Source organism: Halorubrum tropicale, assembly GCF_001280455.1.
Lineage (GTDB): Archaea > Halobacteriota > Halobacteria > Halobacteriales > Haloferacaceae > Halorubrum > Halorubrum tropicale.
The window spans coordinates 429,461-446,404 of sequence record NZ_LIST01000002.1; the positions used below are offsets into that span (position 1 = coordinate 429,461).

The 16,944-nt window shown below is 72.2% G+C and carries 17 protein-coding genes and 1 pseudogene; 7 read left to right on the forward strand and 11 right to left on the reverse strand.

Annotated features, from left to right (window positions below; all coding sequences use genetic code 11):
• Positions 1-84: 84 nt before the first annotated feature.
• The 8 genes and pseudogenes from AMR74_RS07250 to AMR74_RS07285 form a co-directional block, all read right to left on the reverse strand.
• Positions 85-531: a phosphate-starvation-inducible PsiE family protein gene (locus tag AMR74_RS07250; protein WP_053771388.1), complete on the reverse strand. Its 447-nt coding sequence runs from the start codon at positions 529-531 to the stop codon at positions 85-87.
• A gap of 39 nt (positions 532-570) precedes the next feature.
• A complete protein-coding gene (locus AMR74_RS07255) occupies positions 571-3,003 on the reverse strand; it encodes a DEAD/DEAH box helicase (RefSeq protein ID WP_053771389.1) in 2,433 nt (810 codons plus the stop codon).
• 81 nt (positions 3,004-3,084) lie between these two features.
• A complete protein-coding gene (locus AMR74_RS07260) occupies positions 3,085-3,747 on the reverse strand; it encodes a GNAT family N-acetyltransferase (RefSeq protein ID WP_053771390.1) in 663 nt (220 codons plus the stop codon).
• A 75-nt stretch (positions 3,748-3,822) separates the two neighbouring features.
• Complete coding sequence (locus AMR74_RS07265) at positions 3,823-5,040, reverse strand: sensor histidine kinase (protein WP_053771391.1); 1,218 nt, start codon at positions 5,038-5,040, stop codon at positions 3,823-3,825.
• A gap of 61 nt (positions 5,041-5,101) precedes the next feature.
• Positions 5,102-5,890 carry a mechanosensitive ion channel domain-containing protein gene (locus AMR74_RS07270; protein WP_053771392.1) on the reverse strand — a complete coding sequence of 263 codons (789 nt, stop codon included), beginning with the start codon at positions 5,888-5,890 and terminating at the stop codon, positions 5,102-5,104.
• A gap of 3 nt (positions 5,891-5,893) precedes the next feature.
• Positions 5,894-6,703, reverse strand: coding sequence for a diadenylate cyclase DacZ (gene dacZ, locus AMR74_RS07275; RefSeq protein ID WP_053771393.1), 810 nt, complete (start codon positions 6,701-6,703; stop codon positions 5,894-5,896).
• A gap of 112 nt (positions 6,704-6,815) precedes the next feature.
• A pseudogene (locus AMR74_RS07280) lies at positions 6,816-7,262 on the reverse strand (GMC oxidoreductase); the annotation flags it as partial.
• Positions 7,263-7,315: 53 nt separating this feature from the next.
• Positions 7,316-8,044 carry an SDR family NAD(P)-dependent oxidoreductase gene (locus AMR74_RS07285; RefSeq protein ID WP_053771395.1) on the reverse strand — a complete coding sequence of 243 codons (729 nt, stop codon included), beginning with the start codon at positions 8,042-8,044 and terminating at the stop codon, positions 7,316-7,318.
• Positions 8,045-8,312: 268 nt separating this feature from the next.
• Here AMR74_RS07285 and AMR74_RS07290 point away from each other — a divergent pair, with 268 nt between their 5' ends.
• From AMR74_RS07290 to AMR74_RS07305, 4 genes are all read left to right on the forward strand, one after another.
• On the forward strand, positions 8,313-8,933 hold the full coding sequence (locus tag AMR74_RS07290; protein ID WP_053771396.1) for a class I SAM-dependent methyltransferase: 621 nt from the start codon (positions 8,313-8,315) through the stop codon (positions 8,931-8,933).
• Between the two features lie 84 nt (positions 8,934-9,017).
• On the forward strand, positions 9,018-10,130 hold the full coding sequence (locus AMR74_RS07295; RefSeq protein ID WP_053771397.1) for an aldo/keto reductase: 1,113 nt from the start codon (positions 9,018-9,020) through the stop codon (positions 10,128-10,130).
• An 80-nt stretch (positions 10,131-10,210) separates the two neighbouring features.
• The gene (locus AMR74_RS07300; RefSeq protein WP_053771398.1) at positions 10,211-10,876 is read left to right on the forward strand and encodes a hypothetical protein; all 666 of its coding nucleotides are present in this window, start codon (positions 10,211-10,213) and stop codon (positions 10,874-10,876) included.
• A complete protein-coding gene (locus AMR74_RS07305; RefSeq protein WP_053771399.1) occupies positions 10,876-12,231 on the forward strand; it encodes a hypothetical protein in 1,356 nt (451 codons plus the stop codon). The genes AMR74_RS07300 and AMR74_RS07305 overlap by 1 nt, the downstream gene beginning before the upstream one ends.
• A gap of 78 nt (positions 12,232-12,309) precedes the next feature.
• Here AMR74_RS07305 and AMR74_RS19060 read toward each other — a convergent pair whose 3' ends face one another.
• Positions 12,310-12,480, reverse strand: coding sequence for an HVO_0758 family zinc finger protein (locus AMR74_RS19060; RefSeq protein WP_167551897.1), 171 nt, complete (start codon positions 12,478-12,480; stop codon positions 12,310-12,312).
• Between the two features lie 173 nt (positions 12,481-12,653).
• Here AMR74_RS19060 and AMR74_RS07310 point away from each other — a divergent pair, with 173 nt between their 5' ends.
• The 3 genes from AMR74_RS07310 (at position 12,654) to AMR74_RS07320 (ending at position 15,670) form a co-directional block, all read left to right on the forward strand.
• Complete coding sequence (locus AMR74_RS07310; RefSeq protein WP_053771400.1) at positions 12,654-13,838, forward strand: MFS transporter; 1,185 nt, start codon at positions 12,654-12,656, stop codon at positions 13,836-13,838.
• Between the two features lie 114 nt (positions 13,839-13,952).
• Entirely contained in the window at positions 13,953-15,140 is a 1,188-nt protein-coding gene (locus AMR74_RS07315) for a glycosyl transferase family 2 (protein ID WP_053771401.1), read from the forward strand.
• Between the two features lie 2 nt (positions 15,141-15,142).
• Positions 15,143-15,670: a DUF7109 family protein gene (locus tag AMR74_RS07320; protein WP_053771402.1), complete on the forward strand. Its 528-nt coding sequence runs from the start codon at positions 15,143-15,145 to the stop codon at positions 15,668-15,670.
• Positions 15,671-15,701: 31 nt separating this feature from the next.
• Here the strand turns inward: AMR74_RS07320 and AMR74_RS07325 are convergent, their stop codons facing one another.
• Both AMR74_RS07325 and AMR74_RS07330 read right to left on the reverse strand, forming a co-directional pair.
• Entirely contained in the window at positions 15,702-16,154 is a 453-nt protein-coding gene (locus AMR74_RS07325; protein WP_053771403.1) for a DUF5804 family protein, read from the reverse strand.
• 47 nt (positions 16,155-16,201) lie between these two features.
• A complete protein-coding gene (locus tag AMR74_RS07330; RefSeq protein WP_053771404.1) occupies positions 16,202-16,918 on the reverse strand; it encodes an SDR family NAD(P)-dependent oxidoreductase in 717 nt (238 codons plus the stop codon).
• Positions 16,919-16,944 lie beyond the last annotated feature (26 nt).

A 16,944-nucleotide genomic window follows, 5' to 3' on the forward strand; every position in this document is an offset into this window, starting at 1 on the left:
CACACGGGCGCGTCCACCGTGAAACCACCGGGAGCGGCGCGGGGGTCTCGGCCGGCAGCGGGCGGCGCTCCGGTCGCACCGCGATCAGAGCTCCAGCCGCCCCGGGACGCTCACCCGGTCGAGCAGGAAGTAGCCGACGGTGAGCGCGAGCACGAGCACGCCGAGCGCCGCGGCCGCGAGCAGCGCCTCGTTGCCGCCGCCGTAGTCCTCTAAGCGGAAGCTGATCACGCGCCGGGAGACGGCGATGATCGCCGCGCTCACGACGATCCGGAGGACCGGCTGGCCGCGCGCGTACGCCACGAGCGTCCGGTGGACCTCGACGATGATCAGGAGGAGGAGGACGCTGTCGAGGAGCGCGACCACCTCGGCCGGGTCGGTGAAGTTCCCCGCGACGAGGAGGCGGTACAGCGAGACGAACAGGTCGAACACGCCGATGAGGAACAGGAGCAGGAGGAAGTACGCCGCGCCGAGGACGAGCCACTCCATCGCCCGGGCGGCGGGGTCCGCGGCGTCGTCGAGGTCGAGCGCCATCGACGGAACGCTCGACGGCCGGAGGCAAGTCAGTTTGGGTCAGGCGTCCGCGTCGGTGCCCGTCAGCGATTCGAGCAGGCGGACGGCGGGCGCCTTCGCCAGCGGGTCGTTCCCGTTGCCGCAGTGGGGCGACTGGACGCAGGCCGGGCAGCCGCCCTCGCAGTCGCAGCTGTCGATGAGCCGCGCCGTCCGGGTCATCAGCTCCTCGATCCGGCGGTGGCCGCGGCGCGTGAGCCCGACGCCGCCCGGATAGCCGTCGTAGACGAACACGGCCGGCCCCTCGGTGTGCGGGTGGTGCGGCGTCGAGATGCCGCCGACGTCGGCGCGGTCACAGAGGAGGTGGAACGGGAACAGCGAGATGATCCCGTGTTCGGCCGCGTGGATCCCGCCGTTGAACGCGTACTCGCCGCCCGGGATCGGTTCGTCGCCGTCGCCGGGCGCCTCGCCGCCGTCGGCGCTGACTTCGGGGTCGCCCGCGTCCTCGCCGTCGAGCGCGTCGCCGAGCCGCCGCATCTCGCGCTCGAGATCCCTCGGCACCGGGAAGTACAGCGCCTTCGTCCGCAGCGTCGTCTCCGGGAGGTCGAGCGTCGACTCGCCGAGCGACTCGCCCGTGGCGGCGTCCTTCCGCACGAAGCCCGTAATCTGCTCGGTCACGGTCACGTCCGCGAAGCGGACCGGCACGTCCTCGCGCGCCGAGAGCGCGCGCTCGTCGAGGTCCTCGTTCACGACGATGTCCTTGTCCGACCGCACCTGCGTGTAGTAGTCCGCCCACGACTGCTGGAGCTCCGCCACGTCGCGGTCGAGGTCGAGGTCGACCACCTCGTAGGTGCGGCCCTGCTGGTGGTAGATGGCGCCGGGGTGGGCGTCGCGGAGCGCGTCGGCGAACCCGAGCGCGGCGACCGTCTCGCCGCTCGACCGCTCGATCAGCGATATCTCGCGCTCCTCGGCGGTGCGGAGGTTCACGGACTGCTGCGGGCTCGACCCCCCGGCGTGGACCCAGCGCGTCCCCTTGGCGGCCTCGCGCCGGTTCAGGACGCCCTCGTCGGTGAGGTCGGCCACCACGCCCGGGAACGAGTCGCCGAAGAACCGCTCGTCCCCGGGCGAGAGCCAGTTCTCGTCGGCCGCGCAGGCGACGTGGTCGGGCATGAGCTGGCCGTTCTCCGGGTCACAGATCGCGTCCTCGGGCGGCGCGTCGAAGAAGTCGCTCGGGTTCCGCATCAGGTACTGGTCGAGCTGGTCCTCGCCGCCGACCAGCACCACCAGCGCGGGGTCGTCGCCGCGGCCGGCCCGGCCCGCGCGCTGGTGGGCCGACATCCGCGTGCCGGGGTAGCCGTCGAGGACGACCGCGTCGAGCCCGCCCACGTCGACGCCGAGTTCGAGGGCGCTCGTCGACCAGACGCCCCGCAGGTCGCCGGCGTGGAGGTCGGCCTCTATCTCCCGGCGGCGGTCGTCGGTGAGCGCCGCCTGGTACGCGCCGACCTTCCCGGCGAGGTCGCGCTCGCCCCGCTCCCGGAGGTCGCTCGCGCTGTCGGTCGCGTACTGCTCGGCGGTCTGTCGCGCCCGCGTGAACGCCAGGGTCTGTGCGCCCGCCGTCACGAGGTCGACGAACAGCCGCTTCGACTCCGTGTGGCTCGACTTCCGCCGACCGCTCCCGCGCTCCTGCCAGTCGTCGTCGTACTCCGGCGGGTTCCACAGCACCCAGTCGCGCGGCCCGCGCCCGGAGGTGTCCTCGTCGACGAGGGCGATCCTCTCGGGGTCGCGGCCGGTGACCGTCGCGACGTGGTCGACGGGGTTGTTGATCGTCGCCGAGCAGCAGACGAACTGCGGCGACGAGCCGAACCGCTCGCAGGTTCGCGCGAGCCGCCGGAGGGTAAGCGCGACCTGCGAGCCGAACACGCCGCGGTAGCTGTGGACCTCGTCTATCACGACGTGCTCCAGCGACGAGAAGAACCAGTCCCAGAGGCGCCCGGCGTACGGCAACAGCGCGTAGTGGAGCATGTCCGGGTTCGAGAGGAGGACGGTCGGACGGCGGTCGCGCACGTCCCGTTTCTCCGACCGCGAGAGCCGCCCGGTGTAGGAGTCGACCGAGACCCGGCTGCCGAAGCCGAGGTCGGCCGCGAGGTCCGACAGCGACTCCTCCTGGTCGGCGATCAGCGCGTTCTGCGGGCCGAGGTAGAGCGTCCGCCCGCCGTGGTCCATCGCGGCCTCGAAGGCGGGGACGGTGTACGCGAGCGACTTGCCGCTGGCCGTCTCGGTCGCGAGGACGACGTCGTCGCCGTCGCGGACCGCGCCGATCGCGTCGGCCTGGTGGCGGTAGAGCCGGTCGATCCCGCGGTCCGCGAGCGCGTCGGCGAGCCGGGGTTCGAGGTCCACGTCGCCGAACTCGGGCTCGCGCGCCGGGAGCCGCCGGTGGTCGGCGATCTGTCCCTCGTAGAAGGGGCGGTTCCGCAGCCACTCGATGGCGTCGTCCACGGTTACGGTACCCTGGGGTCGGCGGGGCCTAACGGTTGCGGTGACGGCGGTCCGGAGGGCGGGTCGCACTGCCGCCTCGCCTCAGTCGTCGGCCGGAGAGCGTCCGGGGCCGCCGTCACGGGGCGAGAGGTCGACCGCCGGCTCGGCGGGGCCCTGACGGGCGAGCGGCGGCCAGCGGACCTCGGTCGCGATCGGTTCGTCGAGGTCGAGCTCCATCCGGAGGTCGCCGCGTCGCTCGGCGACCTCGAAGCCGACCGTGCGGTAGACGCTCCGCGCGACGCGGTTCCCGGTCTCGACGTGGAGTTCGAGCCCCTCTCGGTCGGCCGCGGCGGCGTTGGCGATCACGTGCCGACACAGCTCCGTCCCGACGCCGCGGTCCTGCGCAGTGGGGTGAACGAAGACCGCGAGCTCGGGCACCGCGGCGTCGGTCGGCGTGTACATCGCGTGGCCGAGCAGCTCGCCGTCCCGCTCCGCGACGACGTTGTTCGCCTCGCGGAGCATCGTCTCGACCCAGTCGGCGCAGCGCCGCCGGCTCACCGGCGGGAGGCCCTGCGCGCGGTGAGTGCGGTCGAACGCGTCGTACATCTCGGCGAGGAACGGCTCGTCGGCGTCCCTCGCCGGGCGGATCGTCCAGCGCGTGCCCTCCTTGTCGACGAACCGCGGACAGCGCGGGGGGCAGTGGGGCGTCCCCTCGCACTCGCTGCCGTCCCAGCCGTCGCAGACCGCGGTGGCGTCGTCGTTCATACGCGGGTATCGATCGGCTGGTAAGTTATATCGTGAGAGAGGATCTCACGAGGTGGGAACGTCCGCGCGGCGCGCTCACCGCCGGAGGACGACGGTGATCGCGGTCCCGCCGGCCTCGCTCTCCCCGACGCGCAACTCGCCCCCGGAACTACGGACGATCCAGCGGACCAACCAGATCCCCATGCCGGTGCTGTGTGTGAGCTGCGTCTCGTCCGAGCGGGTCAGCACCTCCCGCTCGTGCGCCGGGAGCCCCGGGCCGTCGTCCGCCACCGTGAGGAGCGCTCTGTCCCCTTCCTCCCGAACCGCCACGCGTACCCGGGGAGACGGTCCGCAGTGCTCGACCGCGTTCTCCAGGAGGTTGTCGAGCGCGAACGGCAGCAGCTCGTGGGCGACGGCCTCGACGGCGTCCGGTCCCCCGACGGTGAACGCGGCGTCCCCGACGGCGGTATCGAATTCCCGGACTCGATCGCGGGCGAGCGCCGACAGGTCGAACGTCGTCCGGCTCGCTTCGCCGTCGGACTCCTGAAGCCGCTCGGCGCGTCTGGCCGCGTCGCTCAGGTCGACGATCTCCGCGAGCCGCCGCTCCATCGCCGCCACGTGCGGGTCGTCGTCGGGTCGCTCGGCCGCGAGCGCTTCGAGGTGACCCAACACGACGTTCACGTCGTTGCGAATGTTGTGCCGCAACACACGGTTGAGTACGGTCAGCCGCTGTTCGCGGCGCTTCCGCTCTCCGACGTCGGCCGCGACGTACGTGGCGCCGGCGAAGTCGTCGTGTCGATCGCGGAGGGGGGCCGCCCAGAACCGGATCTCCACCAGCGAGCCGTCTCGGTGTGGGTGGCGCGTTTCGACCCCCGTCAGACGCTCGCCCCGTTCGAGCCGCGAGAGGGAGTCGCCGAACGGCCCGCTCGCGTCCGCCTCCTTCGAGACGAGGCGACCGCCGAGCGCGTCCGACTCCGTCCAGCCGAACAGCCGTTCGGCGCCGTCGTTCCAGAGCTGGACCGCACCCTCTGCGTCGACGACGACGATGGCGACCGGCGCGACCTCGACGACGGAGACGAGGCGGTCGAAGAGGAACTGGATCGCGTCGGTGAGGACGACGGCACCCTCTCGGCGGCCGAGCTGCTCGTTGAGCACGGCGACGAGCTCCGTTATCAGCCGTTCAATCAGTTCGTCGCGACCCTCGGACGCGCTGGACTCGTACGCGCGCAACAGGCGCTTCCGGGCCTCGTCGTGCCCCTCGGTCTCCAACACGTCGAACAGGGCACCGACGAGCTGTTCCTCCTGTCGCCTCATTTTAGGCGGGCCTAAAACACGACCGGGTAAGTGCGTTCCGAACTCGGCGCCGCCGCGCGAGTCACTCCCGGATCAGTACGATCCCTTCGCGGAACACCGCGTGGTTCGGGAGGACGTGCTCTTCCCCGTCCGTCTCGATGTGGGTGACGAAGAGGTCAACCTCCTGGACGACGCCGCGCTCGCCGGCGACCCGCACCTCGTCGCCGATGCCGTACGGCTGGCGGAGGAGGAGGAAGACGCCGGCCGCCGCCGAGGCGACGAGGTCCTTCGTCGCGAGCGCGGCGAACAGCACGAGCGCGAACGCGTACGCCGCGAGCAGCACGATGAGCGCGAGCGTCTGGACGCCGACCTGACCGAGCGCGATGAGCGTCGCGACGTACACGACGCTGTACTTCACGAGCGTCGGGAGCACGCCGAGCTCCGGGAGCTTGATTCCGCGGAGGCGCTCGGCGACGAGCAGCTCCGCCTTGTCGCCGACGACGATGCCGACGATGAACACGACCACCGCGACGAACAGCCGCGGGAGGAACGCGGCGACCCCCGACCAGAACTGTTCGAGGTAGTTCACGTCCGCCACCGTGAGGGCGACGATGACGGCGACGGCGACGATGAAGTAGCTGGACACCCGCGCGAGGATCCCCACCGTCGAGGTGTCGAACTCGCGGGCGGTCCGCTCGAAGGCGGTCCCCTCGATCACCTCCGGGACGCCGGCGCGGCGGAGCAGTCGGCGGTTGACCACGCCGGTGAGGTACGCTAACACGAGCCCAAGCGCGAACACCCCGAGCGCCAGCCAGATCCGGTACGGGACTGTCGCGACGAACTCGGGGACGGAGACCTGGCCCGCTGACATCGCTTAGTACTCCTCCGGATCGATCTCCAAGACGAGTTCGCCGGCCTTGAACGCCCGGACGAGCCCGTCCGACTCGGAGAGGACGATGGCGGTCGCGTTGGTGTCGCGGGTGATCGCGCCGCCCGCCATGTGGCGCGCGCCGAGCCCCTTCGGGATGTCGACGCCCTCGGCCGCGGGTTCGAGGTATCGGTACGCCGAGACGATCTTCCCGGAGTCGGAGACGACGAACGCGCCGTCCAGCCGCGAGAACTCCTTGAGCATGACGTTCACGATGGGGTCGCCGACGTGGACGTGGCTCTTCTCGAAGGGGTTGTACGACAGCGGACGGGACTTGTTCATCACCTTCCCCGCGTCGCCGACCACGAACAGCGCGCCCACGGGCTTCCCCTTCTGCCCCTTCTGTCCGAGTTCGATCGCGACCTCGAACACGTCGCGGATGACGCTCGGCTCGGCCCGGGAGTTGGCGAACAGGTCGTAGATGCCGGTGTGGATCCCCTCGTCGACGGTGACGCGGACGACCGCGTCCGAGCCGCCGTCGAACACTGACGCGACGCAGGCCACCTCGTCGCCCTCCGCGAGGAGGTCCGCGTCCATGGCGCCCTCGATGCCGAACCCGATCCGGTCTTTGACGTTGTCGAAGGGGAGCGGCAGCTCGACGAACGTCTCGGCGTCGACGTCGTTGTCGGGCGCGACGACGACGACCTCGACCTCGGCGTCAGCGAATCGCTCGTAGAAGGAACTCGTCGGCGAGAACAGCAACGCGGCGTCGACGTCCGCGACGAGGTCCGCCAGGTGGTCGGTGAGCGAGGCCATTACCGCACGTGACTCCCGGAGTCCGTATAGTCGTTGCGTCGTGCGCGCGTCTGACGCCGAGGCGCGGCCGACGTGTTGCTCGCCGCGGAAGGTCGGACGACCGTCGGTCGGGCTAATCGCCGGCGGCCGACGTCCGCCTCTCGCCGGTCGCCGTCCGATCGTCGCGGATCAGGTCCGCCGCCCGCTCGGCGAGGGCGATCGTCGGGGCGTTCGTGTTGCCGCCGACGATCGCGGGCATCACGCTCGCGTCGACGACGCGCAGCCCGTCGACCCCGTGGACCCGGAGCTCGTCGTCCACGACCGCCGCCTCGTCGTCACCCATCTTACACGTCCCGACGTGGTGATACACGGTGTGACACGTCCCCCGGACGTGGCGGGCGATTTCCTCGTCGGTCTCAACGTCCTCGCCGGGCCACCGCTCGCGGCCGACGTACCCCGAGAGGGCGTCCTGCCGAGCGATGTCGCGGGCCCGCCTGACCCCCTCGACGAGCGCGTCGAGGTCCGCGCGCTCGTCCAGGTAGTTCGGGTCGATCGCGGGGTCGGCGAACGGGTCGTCCAGGTCACGGCAAATACGACGGGACAGGACGAAGTCGACGCCGACGGGGGCGCGCGCTAGTGCGTCGTCCACCCGCCGTCGATCGAGAGGTTGACTCCGGTGATGTACGAGGCCTTGTCTGAAACGAGGAACGCCGCCGGTTCGGCGATCTCTTCCGGTTCGGCGATTCGGCCGATCGGCGTCTGGCTGAGGACGAACTCGTAGAAGGAGTCGTCGTTAAGCTCGGACTCGGTCATCTCGGTCTCGACAAAGCCGGGACAGATGCTGTTCACCCGGACGCCGGCGTCGGCGTAATCGACGGCCGTCGTTCGTGTGAAGTTGACGACGGCGCCCTTCGCGGTTGCGTACGCGGCCGTCTGGGGCCCCCCGACCAGCCCGAACACGGACGCGACGTTGAGGACCGCCCCCGAGGACTCGCGCAGGGACGGCATGGCCGCTCGCGTCCCGTAGACGACGCCGTTGAGGTTGATCTCTAACAGCCTGTGCCAGTCGTCGAGCGTCGTCTCCTCGACCGTTCCGGTGAGCCCGATCCCGGCGTTGTTCACGAGGATGTCCAGTCCGCCGTGTTCGTCGACCGTCCGTTCGACCAGCGATTCGACGGACTCGTACGACGAGACGTCGCACTGGACGAACGAACAGCCGAGCTCTTCGGCGGTCTCTCGGCCCGTCTCCTCGGTCCGGTTCGCGATCACGACCGACGCCCCTCGGTCGACGAACTCCGCAGCGATGGCCTTTCCGATGCCGGCCGAGCCGCCGGTGACGATCGCCGTCTTTCCGTCGAGCATATTTACTCGTTTGTGTGTATATTTTGTATTTCTTTCGGAATATTTATACTAATATGCGCTTCCCTCGTTTCGTTCCGCCGGGAATCCGCGGTGGATTGAGGACCGAGACGACCGAACTCGTCGCTTCAGACGCACGCTAACTACCGCGGACGAAGCGCGAGCGACCGGAGAAGGGCGGCGCCTGACGCGTCCGAGCGGGCCGCGGTGGCACCGGCGCGCGCCGGGCGCCGTCCGACGCCGTTATGCCACCCCGCCAGAGTCGTTACCCGTGAACATCGACACCGTCCGAGACGCGTGGACGGACCGGGCGGGAGAGTACTCGCCGACGTACTACGCCCACCGCGGGCCGAACGAGACGAGCGAGCGGATCCGCGAGGCGCTGACCGCGCACCTCGACCGCGAGGCGGCCGTCCTCGAACTGGGCTGCGGGTCGGGCCGCCACCTCGGTCACCTCGCGGCCCACGGCTTCGACGACCTCTCGGGCGTCGACATCAACGCCGACGCGTTCGACGTGATGCGGGAGGCCTACCCCGACCTGGCCGCCGACGGGACGTTCTACTACGGCGCGATAGAGAACCTCGTCGGCGAGTTCGGGGACGGGGCGTTCGACGCCGTGTACTCGGTCGAGACGCTCCAACACCTTCACCCCGACGTCGACAGGGTCTTCGAGGAGATCGCGCGGATCACCGATGAGGTCCTCGTCACGGCCGAGATCGAGGAGCCGGCGGGGGAGACGGAGGCGACCGATCCGGACGTGAACTACGTCGACGACGAGACGCCGCTGTACTACCGGGACTGGGGCGAGGTGTTCACCTCGCTGGGACTCGTCGAGGTCGACGCGGTCCGCGGCGACAGGGACACCGCGCGGACCTTCCGCGTGACCGACTGACGGGCGCCCTCGCGGGGTCGGGAACCCCGGCGGCGACCCCGCATCCCGCGCGACTTTTACCAGCGAGCCGACTACCACGACCACATGGCGACTCGCGAGGCCCTCTGGGGGTACCGGAACCGGTTCGGCGACGCCTTCGGGCGCACCTACTTCCGCCGCTTCGGCCCCGGCGTCGTCTCCAGCCTCGGGATCGGGACGTACCTCGGCGAACCGACGCCCGCGGTCGACGACGCCGCCCGCGAGTCGATCGGACTGGCGCTCCGCTCGGGGGTGAACCACGTCGACACCGCGGCCAACTACCGCTGCGGCCGCGCCGAGCGCGTCGTCGGCGAGGCCCTCACCGAGGCGCCCGTCGACCGCGAGTCGGTCGTCGTCGCGACGAAGGGCGGCTTCCTCCCGTTCGACGGCGAGCGCCCCGCGGACCCGAGCGCCTACGTCCGCGAGCGCTTCGTCGAGCCGGGGATCGTCGACCCGGGCGACCTCGCGAACGGCGCCCACGCGATGACGCCGGCGTACCTGGAGTGGTCGCTGGACCGCTCGCTCGACCGGCTCGGCCTCGACTCCGTCGACTGCTTCTACGTCCACAACCCCGAGACCCAGCTCGCCGTGCGCTCGCGGTCCGAGGTGTACGACGCGCTCGAAGCCGCCTTCGAGGCCCTCGAACGCCGGCGCGCCGCGGGCGACGTCGGCGCCTACGGCGTCGCGTCGTGGAGCGCCTTCCGCGTGCCGCAGGGGGCCGACGGCTACCTCTCGCTCGCCGAGGTGCTCGCCCGCGCCGAGGCCGCCGGCGAGGCGGTCGGCCCAGACGACGACCACGGGTTCGCGGCGGTCCAGCTGCCGTTCAACGTCGCGATGGCCGACGCGTTCACCCGGCGGAACCAGCCCGCGCCGCCCGGCGCCGACGCCGACGGGCCCGTCTCGACGCTCACGTTCGCTCACGAGGCCGGGCTCTCGGTGGTGACGAGCGCGAGTCTCGGGCAGGGCGACCTGGCTGTCGAGGGCGCGATCCCCGCGGACGTGGACGCGACGCTCGCGGGGGAGACCCCGGCCCAGCGCGCGCTCAACTTCGCGCGGAGCGCCCCCGGCGTCACCGCGTCGCTCGTCGGCACGACCGACCCCGAGCACGTCCGCGAGAACGTCGCGGCCGGCACGTTCGACCCGCTCGGCGCGTCGGCGTTCGACGCGGTCTTCGAGTGAGTCGGCCGCGGCGCGAGGAGGGAGAGCACCGTCGGGCGAACGCCACAAAACGTTTGTCCGGACCGGTTCAACCGGGGGGTATGTCCCCCACGCGACGTGCCCTCCTGGGTAGCGCCGCCCTCGCCGCGGTCGGCGCGCTCGCCGGCTGCTTCGGCGGCGACCCGGCCGACGGCTCCGACCCCGTCGCCAGGTCGTCGGCAGTCTCCGGAACCGACACGGACCCGACGGTGGTGAAACCGCGGAACCCCGACGGCGATCGCGTCCTCGTCGACGGGAGCGAGGCGACCGACGACGGGGAGCCGGTCTCCGTCGGGCGCGAGCTCGTCACGACCGCCGACCGCGCGGCCGAGTTGCTGCCCGCCGAGGGCGTCGCCGAGGAGGACCGGCGCCGGGTCCGCGAGTTCTTCGACGAGACGGACTACGACGCGGAGACGGTGTACGTCTCGCCGGCCGGAATCCTGTCCTGCCAGCGGCTGGAGATCGACTCGGTGTCGTGGCGGCCCGGGCGCGTCGAGTACGAGTACTGCCGCGAGCTCAGACCGTCCGACGCGGCGTGCGAGGCCGACACCAGGGTCGCGATGGCGCTGCTCTTCCGGCTGCCGGTCGCGCTGGACGACCAGATCCGGGGCTCGGGGTCCAGCGGACGGTCGCCCTGTCGGACTACTGACACCGAGTACGACGTGATCGACGGGAACGCGACCGTGCCCGGCAACGCCACGGCGACCAACGAGTGGGGTGACTTCTGATGTCTCGGAGGCTCACGCGACGCGACGCGCTCGCCGCGGCGGGCGCCGTCGCGCTCGGTTCGCTCGCCGGCTGTTCCGGTCGGGGAGGCGACCCGCGTTTCTGGGACGACCCGCCGTCGCTCGACATCGAGCGCGTCCCGACCTCGTTCGACGAGCCCGTCCCGGAGCGCCCCCGGCTCGTTCCCGTCGACGTCGAGCCCGAGGTCGCGGCCGCCTTCGCGGACCGGGTCGACCGGCTGCTCAGTCCGATCCCGGAGCCGCTGACGGCGGAGACGCTCCCGAACGGCGAGTTCCGCGAGCAGATCGAGACCGAGCGGACGGCGGCCCGCGAGGCGCTGCCGGGCGGACCGGCGTCGCTGACGCCGCTGGAGGCGGCCGAGCGGTACGCGACGGCGCGCGAGCACGCCGCGACCGCCGTCGGCACGTGGGCGGCCGTGACCGCCGAGGGCGACCCGACCGCGGTGGCCCCGGATCTCGGAACGGTGCGCCGCCGAGCGTCCGAGACGCTGCGGGAACTCCCCGGTCCGGCGGCGGACCCGCTCGCGGCCGCCGCGGTGTACGGGCCGATGGAGCGGTGGTACGACGTGGCGCGCCGACGGACGCTCGTCGGCGGCGGCGTGGGGCCCGCAGACCGGGCGAACCCGCTTCGGACGGGAGACGCGATCGGCGAGATCGAGCGCGTCCAGTCGCACGTCGAGGCGGGCCGGTACCTGCGCGACCGGTACGCGGCGTCGCTCGGCGATCCGGCGTCCGTGGCCGAGCCGCTCCGCCGCGAGATGAACCGGATCGGCCGCGCGGTCGGCGACCGGCTCCGCGAGCTCCACGGCGAGGGCGTCGAGGACCTCCGACACAGCCCGGGCGCCGAGGCGTTCGTCGACGAGCGTGCGGTCGAACGCGGCGCGCCGAGCGACGCCCTGCTGTCGAGCGCCGTCTACCGGAGCTTCGACGGCATGTGGTTCGACCCGGTCGCGTTCGGCGACTACGAGCCCGACAACCCGGCGACGGGGCTGACCCGAACGGCGCTCGCGTGGACGCGGCTCCGGGCGCTCGACGCCGTGGCGTCGCGGGTCGAGGAGGGGGACGCGATGTTCCCCGACGACCCGGCGGCGATCGGCGACGCGCGCGAGGGGGCCGTCGAGTCGGCGTCGTCGCTCGCCGGGAGCGAGAACCCGCTCGCTCGGTGGCTGGCGACCGAGTTCCTCGCGCTGTTCGACGAGCCCGACGGCGCCCTCGCGGCGGCCGACCGGACCGCCAGGTCGACGGTCGAGGCGTACACGCGATACCGGTGGATCGAGATCGTGACCGACGAGGCGCTGGCAGTGGCGGCGTCGGTCGCGGACTCGTTCGGCTCCTGAACGACGGCGGGCGAGGAGAGGGCGACGGTGGAGGCGCTGACTCGGGCGGCGGGTCGACGTCTCGGGCGCGCGGCGACCTCAGCGGAGTTCCTTGTACCGCGTGCCGCACTCCGGGCAGATCCGGACCGAGAACACCTCGTCGGGATCATTCTCCTTCTTCAGGACCTGGTCGCAGTCGGCGCAGTTGAGCCGCTCGTAGGTGTCCTTGACGAGGTCCCCGTCGCGGAGCCCCTTACGCGTGGATTTCATACCCGGGGTTTGTCGCCGGGGCGCATAAAAACCCTGTACGACGTCGGTCTGACGACCTCGGCGAAACCGCGGGCGGGCGGAACGGTGCGGGCTCCCCCGTCGAGATCGAACGCTCGCGGTGCCCGACCGGGCGCTTTCGCAACCCTTGTGTCCGGGCGCGCGGAATCGCCGCCGTGTCACGGACCAGGCTGTTCGGCTCGCTCTGCGCGCTGGTCTTCCTCGTCAACTTCGCCCGGGTCGTGTTCGCACCGCTCGTGGGCGAGTTCATCGACGCGTTCGGGATCCGCGAGGGGACCGCCGGGCTCATCGTCACGCTCGCGTGGCTCGGCTCGGCCGCCCCGCGGCTCCCCGCGGGCTGGGCGCTCACCCGGTTCGCGCGGCGCAGCGTCATCGTCGTCTCCGGCGCGATGCTGACCGCCGGGGCGCTCGGCGTCGCGCTCGCGCCGGGCGTCCTCGCGCTCATGGTCGCCGCCTTCGCGGTGGGCCTGGCCTCCGGGGTCTACTTCGTCGCCGCCAACCCGTTCATCTCTGAGCTGTTCCCGCAGCGCGTGGGCCGCGTGATGGGCGTCCACGGCATGGCCAGCCAGCTCTCCGCGGTCATCGCCGCGCCCGCCGTCACCGTCGCGCTGTGGTACGACTGGCGCTACGCCTTCTACGCGCTCGCGCTCGCCGCGGCCGTCAGCACGCTGCTGTTCGTCGCGCTCGCGAAGCGGACCGACCTCCCGGACGCGGGCGCCGGGGACACCGACTTCCTCGCGGCGGCCCGCGGCGAGTGGAAGCTGATCGTCGCGGGCGTCGTGCTGATGGGCCTCACGAGCTTCGTGTGGCAGGGCCTGTTCAACTTCTACGAGCTGTACATGATAGACAAGGGACTCCCACGGGCGACGGCCCGGAACCTCCTGACCGTCATCTTCGCCGCCGGCGTCCCCGCCTTCCTCGTCTCGGGCGACCTCGCGGACCGGCTCCCGCACGTCCCCTACCTGCTCGGCATCGTCGCCTCGTTCGTGGGGGGCGTCGTCCTCGTCGTCGTCGCCGAGGGGCTGGCGGCGGTGATCGCCGCGAGCGTCGTCGTCGGGTTCGCCATCCACATGCTGTTCCCGGCCGGGGACACGTACCTGCTGGCGTCGCTACCGGACGAGTCGCGCGCGTCGGCGTACGCGATGTTCTCGGCCGGGATGATGTCCACGCAGGCGGCGGGCTCGTGGGTCGTCGGCGAGGCCGTTGAGGCGGGCGCGGGCTACGACGCCGTCTTCCTCGCGCTCGCGGGCGGCTTGGCGCTCCTCGTCGCCGGGTACGCGGTCCTCTACCGCCTCGGGCGCGTCCCGGGCGGAGCGACGGGTTCGACGCGGGCGACCTGACGCGACGGCAAGGCGCCGCCGGCGACGGGACCGGAGCGCGGAGCCCGTTCGGACGCTTCGAACGGGTCGGGGGTACCGCACCTGTTTTGGGCGTCGCTCCCGTGTGATCGGTAAATGGAGTACGTTCAGGAGCGCGTGACGACCCTCCACGCGTTGACCGACCACCGGCCCGACGCCCCGACGGACCGCGCGGCGGTCGTCGTGCCGATGACCGAGCGCGAGTACGGGACGCTCGCGGCCGAGCGCGTGCTGTCCACGCTGGAGACGGTCGACCCCGCCCGGGTCATCGTCCCGCTGCGGGCGTCGGCCGACCGCGCCGGCCCGTTCGCCGACTGGCTCGACGGGTTCGACATCGACGTGGAGACGCTGTGGTGCGACGGCCCAAAACTCGCCTCGCTGCTGGAGGCGCGCGGGCTCGACGGCGACCGCGGCAAGGGCCGCGACGTGTGGCTCGCCCTCGGCCGCGCGCTCGACGAGGAGTTCGTCGTCGTCCACGACGCCGACACCAAGACCTACTCGCCCGCGTTCGTCAACCGACTGCTGTTCCCGCTCGGGCGCGGCTACGCCTTCTCGAAGGGGTACTACGCCCGCGTCGAGGACGGCTCGCTGTACGGGCGGCTGTTCAGGCTGTTCTTCCGGCCGCTGGTCCGGGCGCTCGGTGACGCCGCGCCCGGGCGAGAGCCGGCGGTCCTGGAGTACCTCTCGGCGTTCCGCTACGCGCTCGCCGGGGAGTTCGCGGCGACGAGCGACCTCGTCTCGCGGCTCCGCGTCCAGCGCGGCTGGGGGCTCGAGGTCGGGACGCTCGGGGAGGCGTTCGACCACGCCGGCTTCGCGGACAGCGCGCAGGTCGACCTCGGCCGCTACGAGCACGACCACCGCTCCGTCGAGGGCCCGACCGGGCTCGCGGACATGAGCCGCGCGGTCGGCGCGGCGACGCTGCGCGCGGTCGAGGACGCGGGCGTGGACGTCGACTACGAGGGCCTCGCCGGCCGGTACCGCGACGCGGCGGCGACGCTGGTCGACGGCTACGCCGCCGACGCCGCGTTCAACGGCCTCTCGTACGACGCCGACGACGAGCGCTCGCAGGTGGCGACCTACGCCGAGGCCCTCGGCGAGCCCGGCCCCGACACGCGGCTCCCCGCGTGGCAGGACGCGCCGGTCGACCCCGACGAGGTCCGAGAGGCCGCCGAGGCGGACCTAGTGGCCGTCCGCGGCGACGGCTCGGAGGCCAGCGGGAACGACGCCGTCGGCGGCTCGGCGACAGACGACGGACACGCGGAGCCCGCGCCGGGGGAGGACTGACGATGGCGGACGCGAGCGGGCCGAGCGTCGCCGCGCGCGACGACCTCGCGGGCGTCGTCGACCTGTTCGGCTGGCTCACCCGGGCGGAGCTGTCGCGGGCGCTCTCCGAGCTGGCGTTCAAACAGCGGGCCGAGGTCGACGAGGCCGCCATCGACGCCGCAATCGACCTCGCGGTGGCCGAGTACGCGCTCGTGCCGGCACCGTCGGCCGCCCTTTCGAGCGCAGGCTCCGAGTCGGCGTCCGAACGGGAGACCGCGCTCGCGGTCGGTCCCGCCGCGTTCCCGACGCTTCCGGCGGGCGCCGAGGACCTCCCGCACATCCTCGAAATCCCGGATCGGGAGGTCGACCGCGAGGCACTCTCAGACGCCGTCCTCGAACGGCTCCGCGAGGAGGCGGTGGCGGCGATAGGCGACAGCGACGACGAGCGGCTGGAGACGCTCGCGGACGTGACCTACGACGTCGAGGCGTGGGCGCCGGTCGACGTCGACCCCGTTCGGACGCGGATCCTCGCCGAGGTCGACGAGGCGTAAGTCGGCGGGCGCCGCGGTCGCCGCGCACGCCTCAGCCGGAGAACTCTGACTCGCTCACGCGGACGACGACGGTCTCCTCGACGTCGCGCAGGTCGTACTCCGGCGTCTCGCCCTGTCGCCGGCGGACGAACAGCGGCTCGACCGGGCGCCCGTCGACGAGCCCGAACACCTTCAGTCGCTGGTCGGTCTCCTCGGGCGGCACCTCGCCGTCGCGGACCTCGCGGGCGAGGTCGCGGGAGAGCCACTCGTCGGTCGCGACGGACGGCTCCAGGACGAGCGCCTCCGCGACGAAGCGGGCGAGGTACCAGTCGAGGTCGTTGAGGAGGGAGACGGCGGCGCCGAGGCTCACGGTGTCGACGGCGACGCTGTTCTCGAAGGGCTCCTCGATGTCGTAGGTGGCGAGCGCGTCGCGAGCCGTCTCGCGGGAGAGCAGCTCGTAGGAGAGCTCCACGTCGGGGTCGCCGAGGAGACACACCCGCGTCATGCCCGGGGTTCGGACCGGGCGGCGCAAATCCGTTGCGGTCGCCGACGCTACCAGGGGACCCGCTCGCGGTCCTTCCAGAGGTGCCCCGCGGGGCTCCCCGGCGCGAACCGCGCGAGCCAGACCGGCGTTTCGGCGCCCTTCGACGGGGTTCTCGGGGCCTCGTCGCCGCCCATGTCCGTCCGGACCCACCCCGGCGAGACGGCGTTCGCGATGAGGCCCCGATCGCCGTACTCCCCGTCGAGGTACGCGGTCAGCCCGCCGACGCCGACCTTCGAGAGCCGGTAGGCCGGGTAGCCGCCGCCCATCTGCCCCTCGGTGAACTGCCCCAGCTCCGACGAGAGGCTCACGACGCGACCGCCGGTTCCCTCCAACAGCAGCGGCAGCGCGTGCTTTGTCAGGACGACCGGGCCGCGGAGGTTGACGGCCGTCGTGCGGTCGAAGTCCGAGACGTCCATCTCGTGGAGCGGTCCGGAGCGGGCGAACACGCCCGCGTTGTTCACGAGGACGTCGAGCGATCCCGCCTCGCGCTCGATCCGGTCGACCGCGGCGCTGAGCTCGTCGTCGTCGGTCACGTCCAGCCGGACCGCGCGCTGGTCCGCCGCGGTCACGTCGTCGGGGTCGCGCGCGCCGGCGTAGACGGTCGCGCCCAGGTCCGCCAGTTCTGCGGCGATCTCGGCGCCGATCCCGCGCGTCGCGCCCGTGACGAGGGCCACATCGTCGGTCAGGTCGGCCTTGAGGTCGACGTCGGTAGGGGTGTCGGCCATGGCGATCGCTACGGCGCCGCGCCTGT

Coding starts and splice junctions, on each gene's coding strand:
- AMR74_RS07250 (WP_053771388.1), bottom strand. CDS start 531: ATGGCGCTCGACCTCGACGACGCCGCGGACCCCGCCGCCCGGGCGATG.
- AMR74_RS07260 (WP_053771390.1), bottom strand. CDS start 3,747: ATGAACGACGACGCCACCGCGGTCTGCGACGGCTGGGACGGCAGCGAG.
- AMR74_RS07265 (WP_053771391.1), bottom strand. CDS start 5,040: ATGAGGCGACAGGAGGAACAGCTCGTCGGTGCCCTGTTCGACGTGTTG.
- AMR74_RS07270 (WP_053771392.1), bottom strand. CDS start 5,890: ATGTCAGCGGGCCAGGTCTCCGTCCCCGAGTTCGTCGCGACAGTCCCG.
- dacZ (WP_053771393.1), bottom strand. CDS start 6,703: ATGGCCTCGCTCACCGACCACCTGGCGGACCTCGTCGCGGACGTCGAC.
- AMR74_RS07285 (WP_053771395.1), bottom strand. CDS start 8,044: ATGCTCGACGGAAAGACGGCGATCGTCACCGGCGGCTCGGCCGGCATC.
- AMR74_RS07295 (WP_053771397.1), top strand. CDS start 9,018: ATGGCGACTCGCGAGGCCCTCTGGGGGTACCGGAACCGGTTCGGCGAC.
- AMR74_RS07300 (WP_053771398.1), top strand. CDS start 10,211: ATGTCCCCCACGCGACGTGCCCTCCTGGGTAGCGCCGCCCTCGCCGCG.
- AMR74_RS07305 (WP_053771399.1), top strand. CDS start 10,876: ATGTCTCGGAGGCTCACGCGACGCGACGCGCTCGCCGCGGCGGGCGCC.
- AMR74_RS19060 (WP_167551897.1), bottom strand. CDS start 12,480: ATGAAATCCACGCGTAAGGGGCTCCGCGACGGGGACCTCGTCAAGGAC.
- AMR74_RS07315 (WP_053771401.1), top strand. CDS start 13,953: ATGGAGTACGTTCAGGAGCGCGTGACGACCCTCCACGCGTTGACCGAC.
- AMR74_RS07320 (WP_053771402.1), top strand. CDS start 15,143: ATGGCGGACGCGAGCGGGCCGAGCGTCGCCGCGCGCGACGACCTCGCG.
- AMR74_RS07325 (WP_053771403.1), bottom strand. CDS start 16,154: ATGACGCGGGTGTGTCTCCTCGGCGACCCCGACGTGGAGCTCTCCTAC.
- AMR74_RS07330 (WP_053771404.1), bottom strand. CDS start 16,918: ATGGCCGACACCCCTACCGACGTCGACCTCAAGGCCGACCTGACCGAC.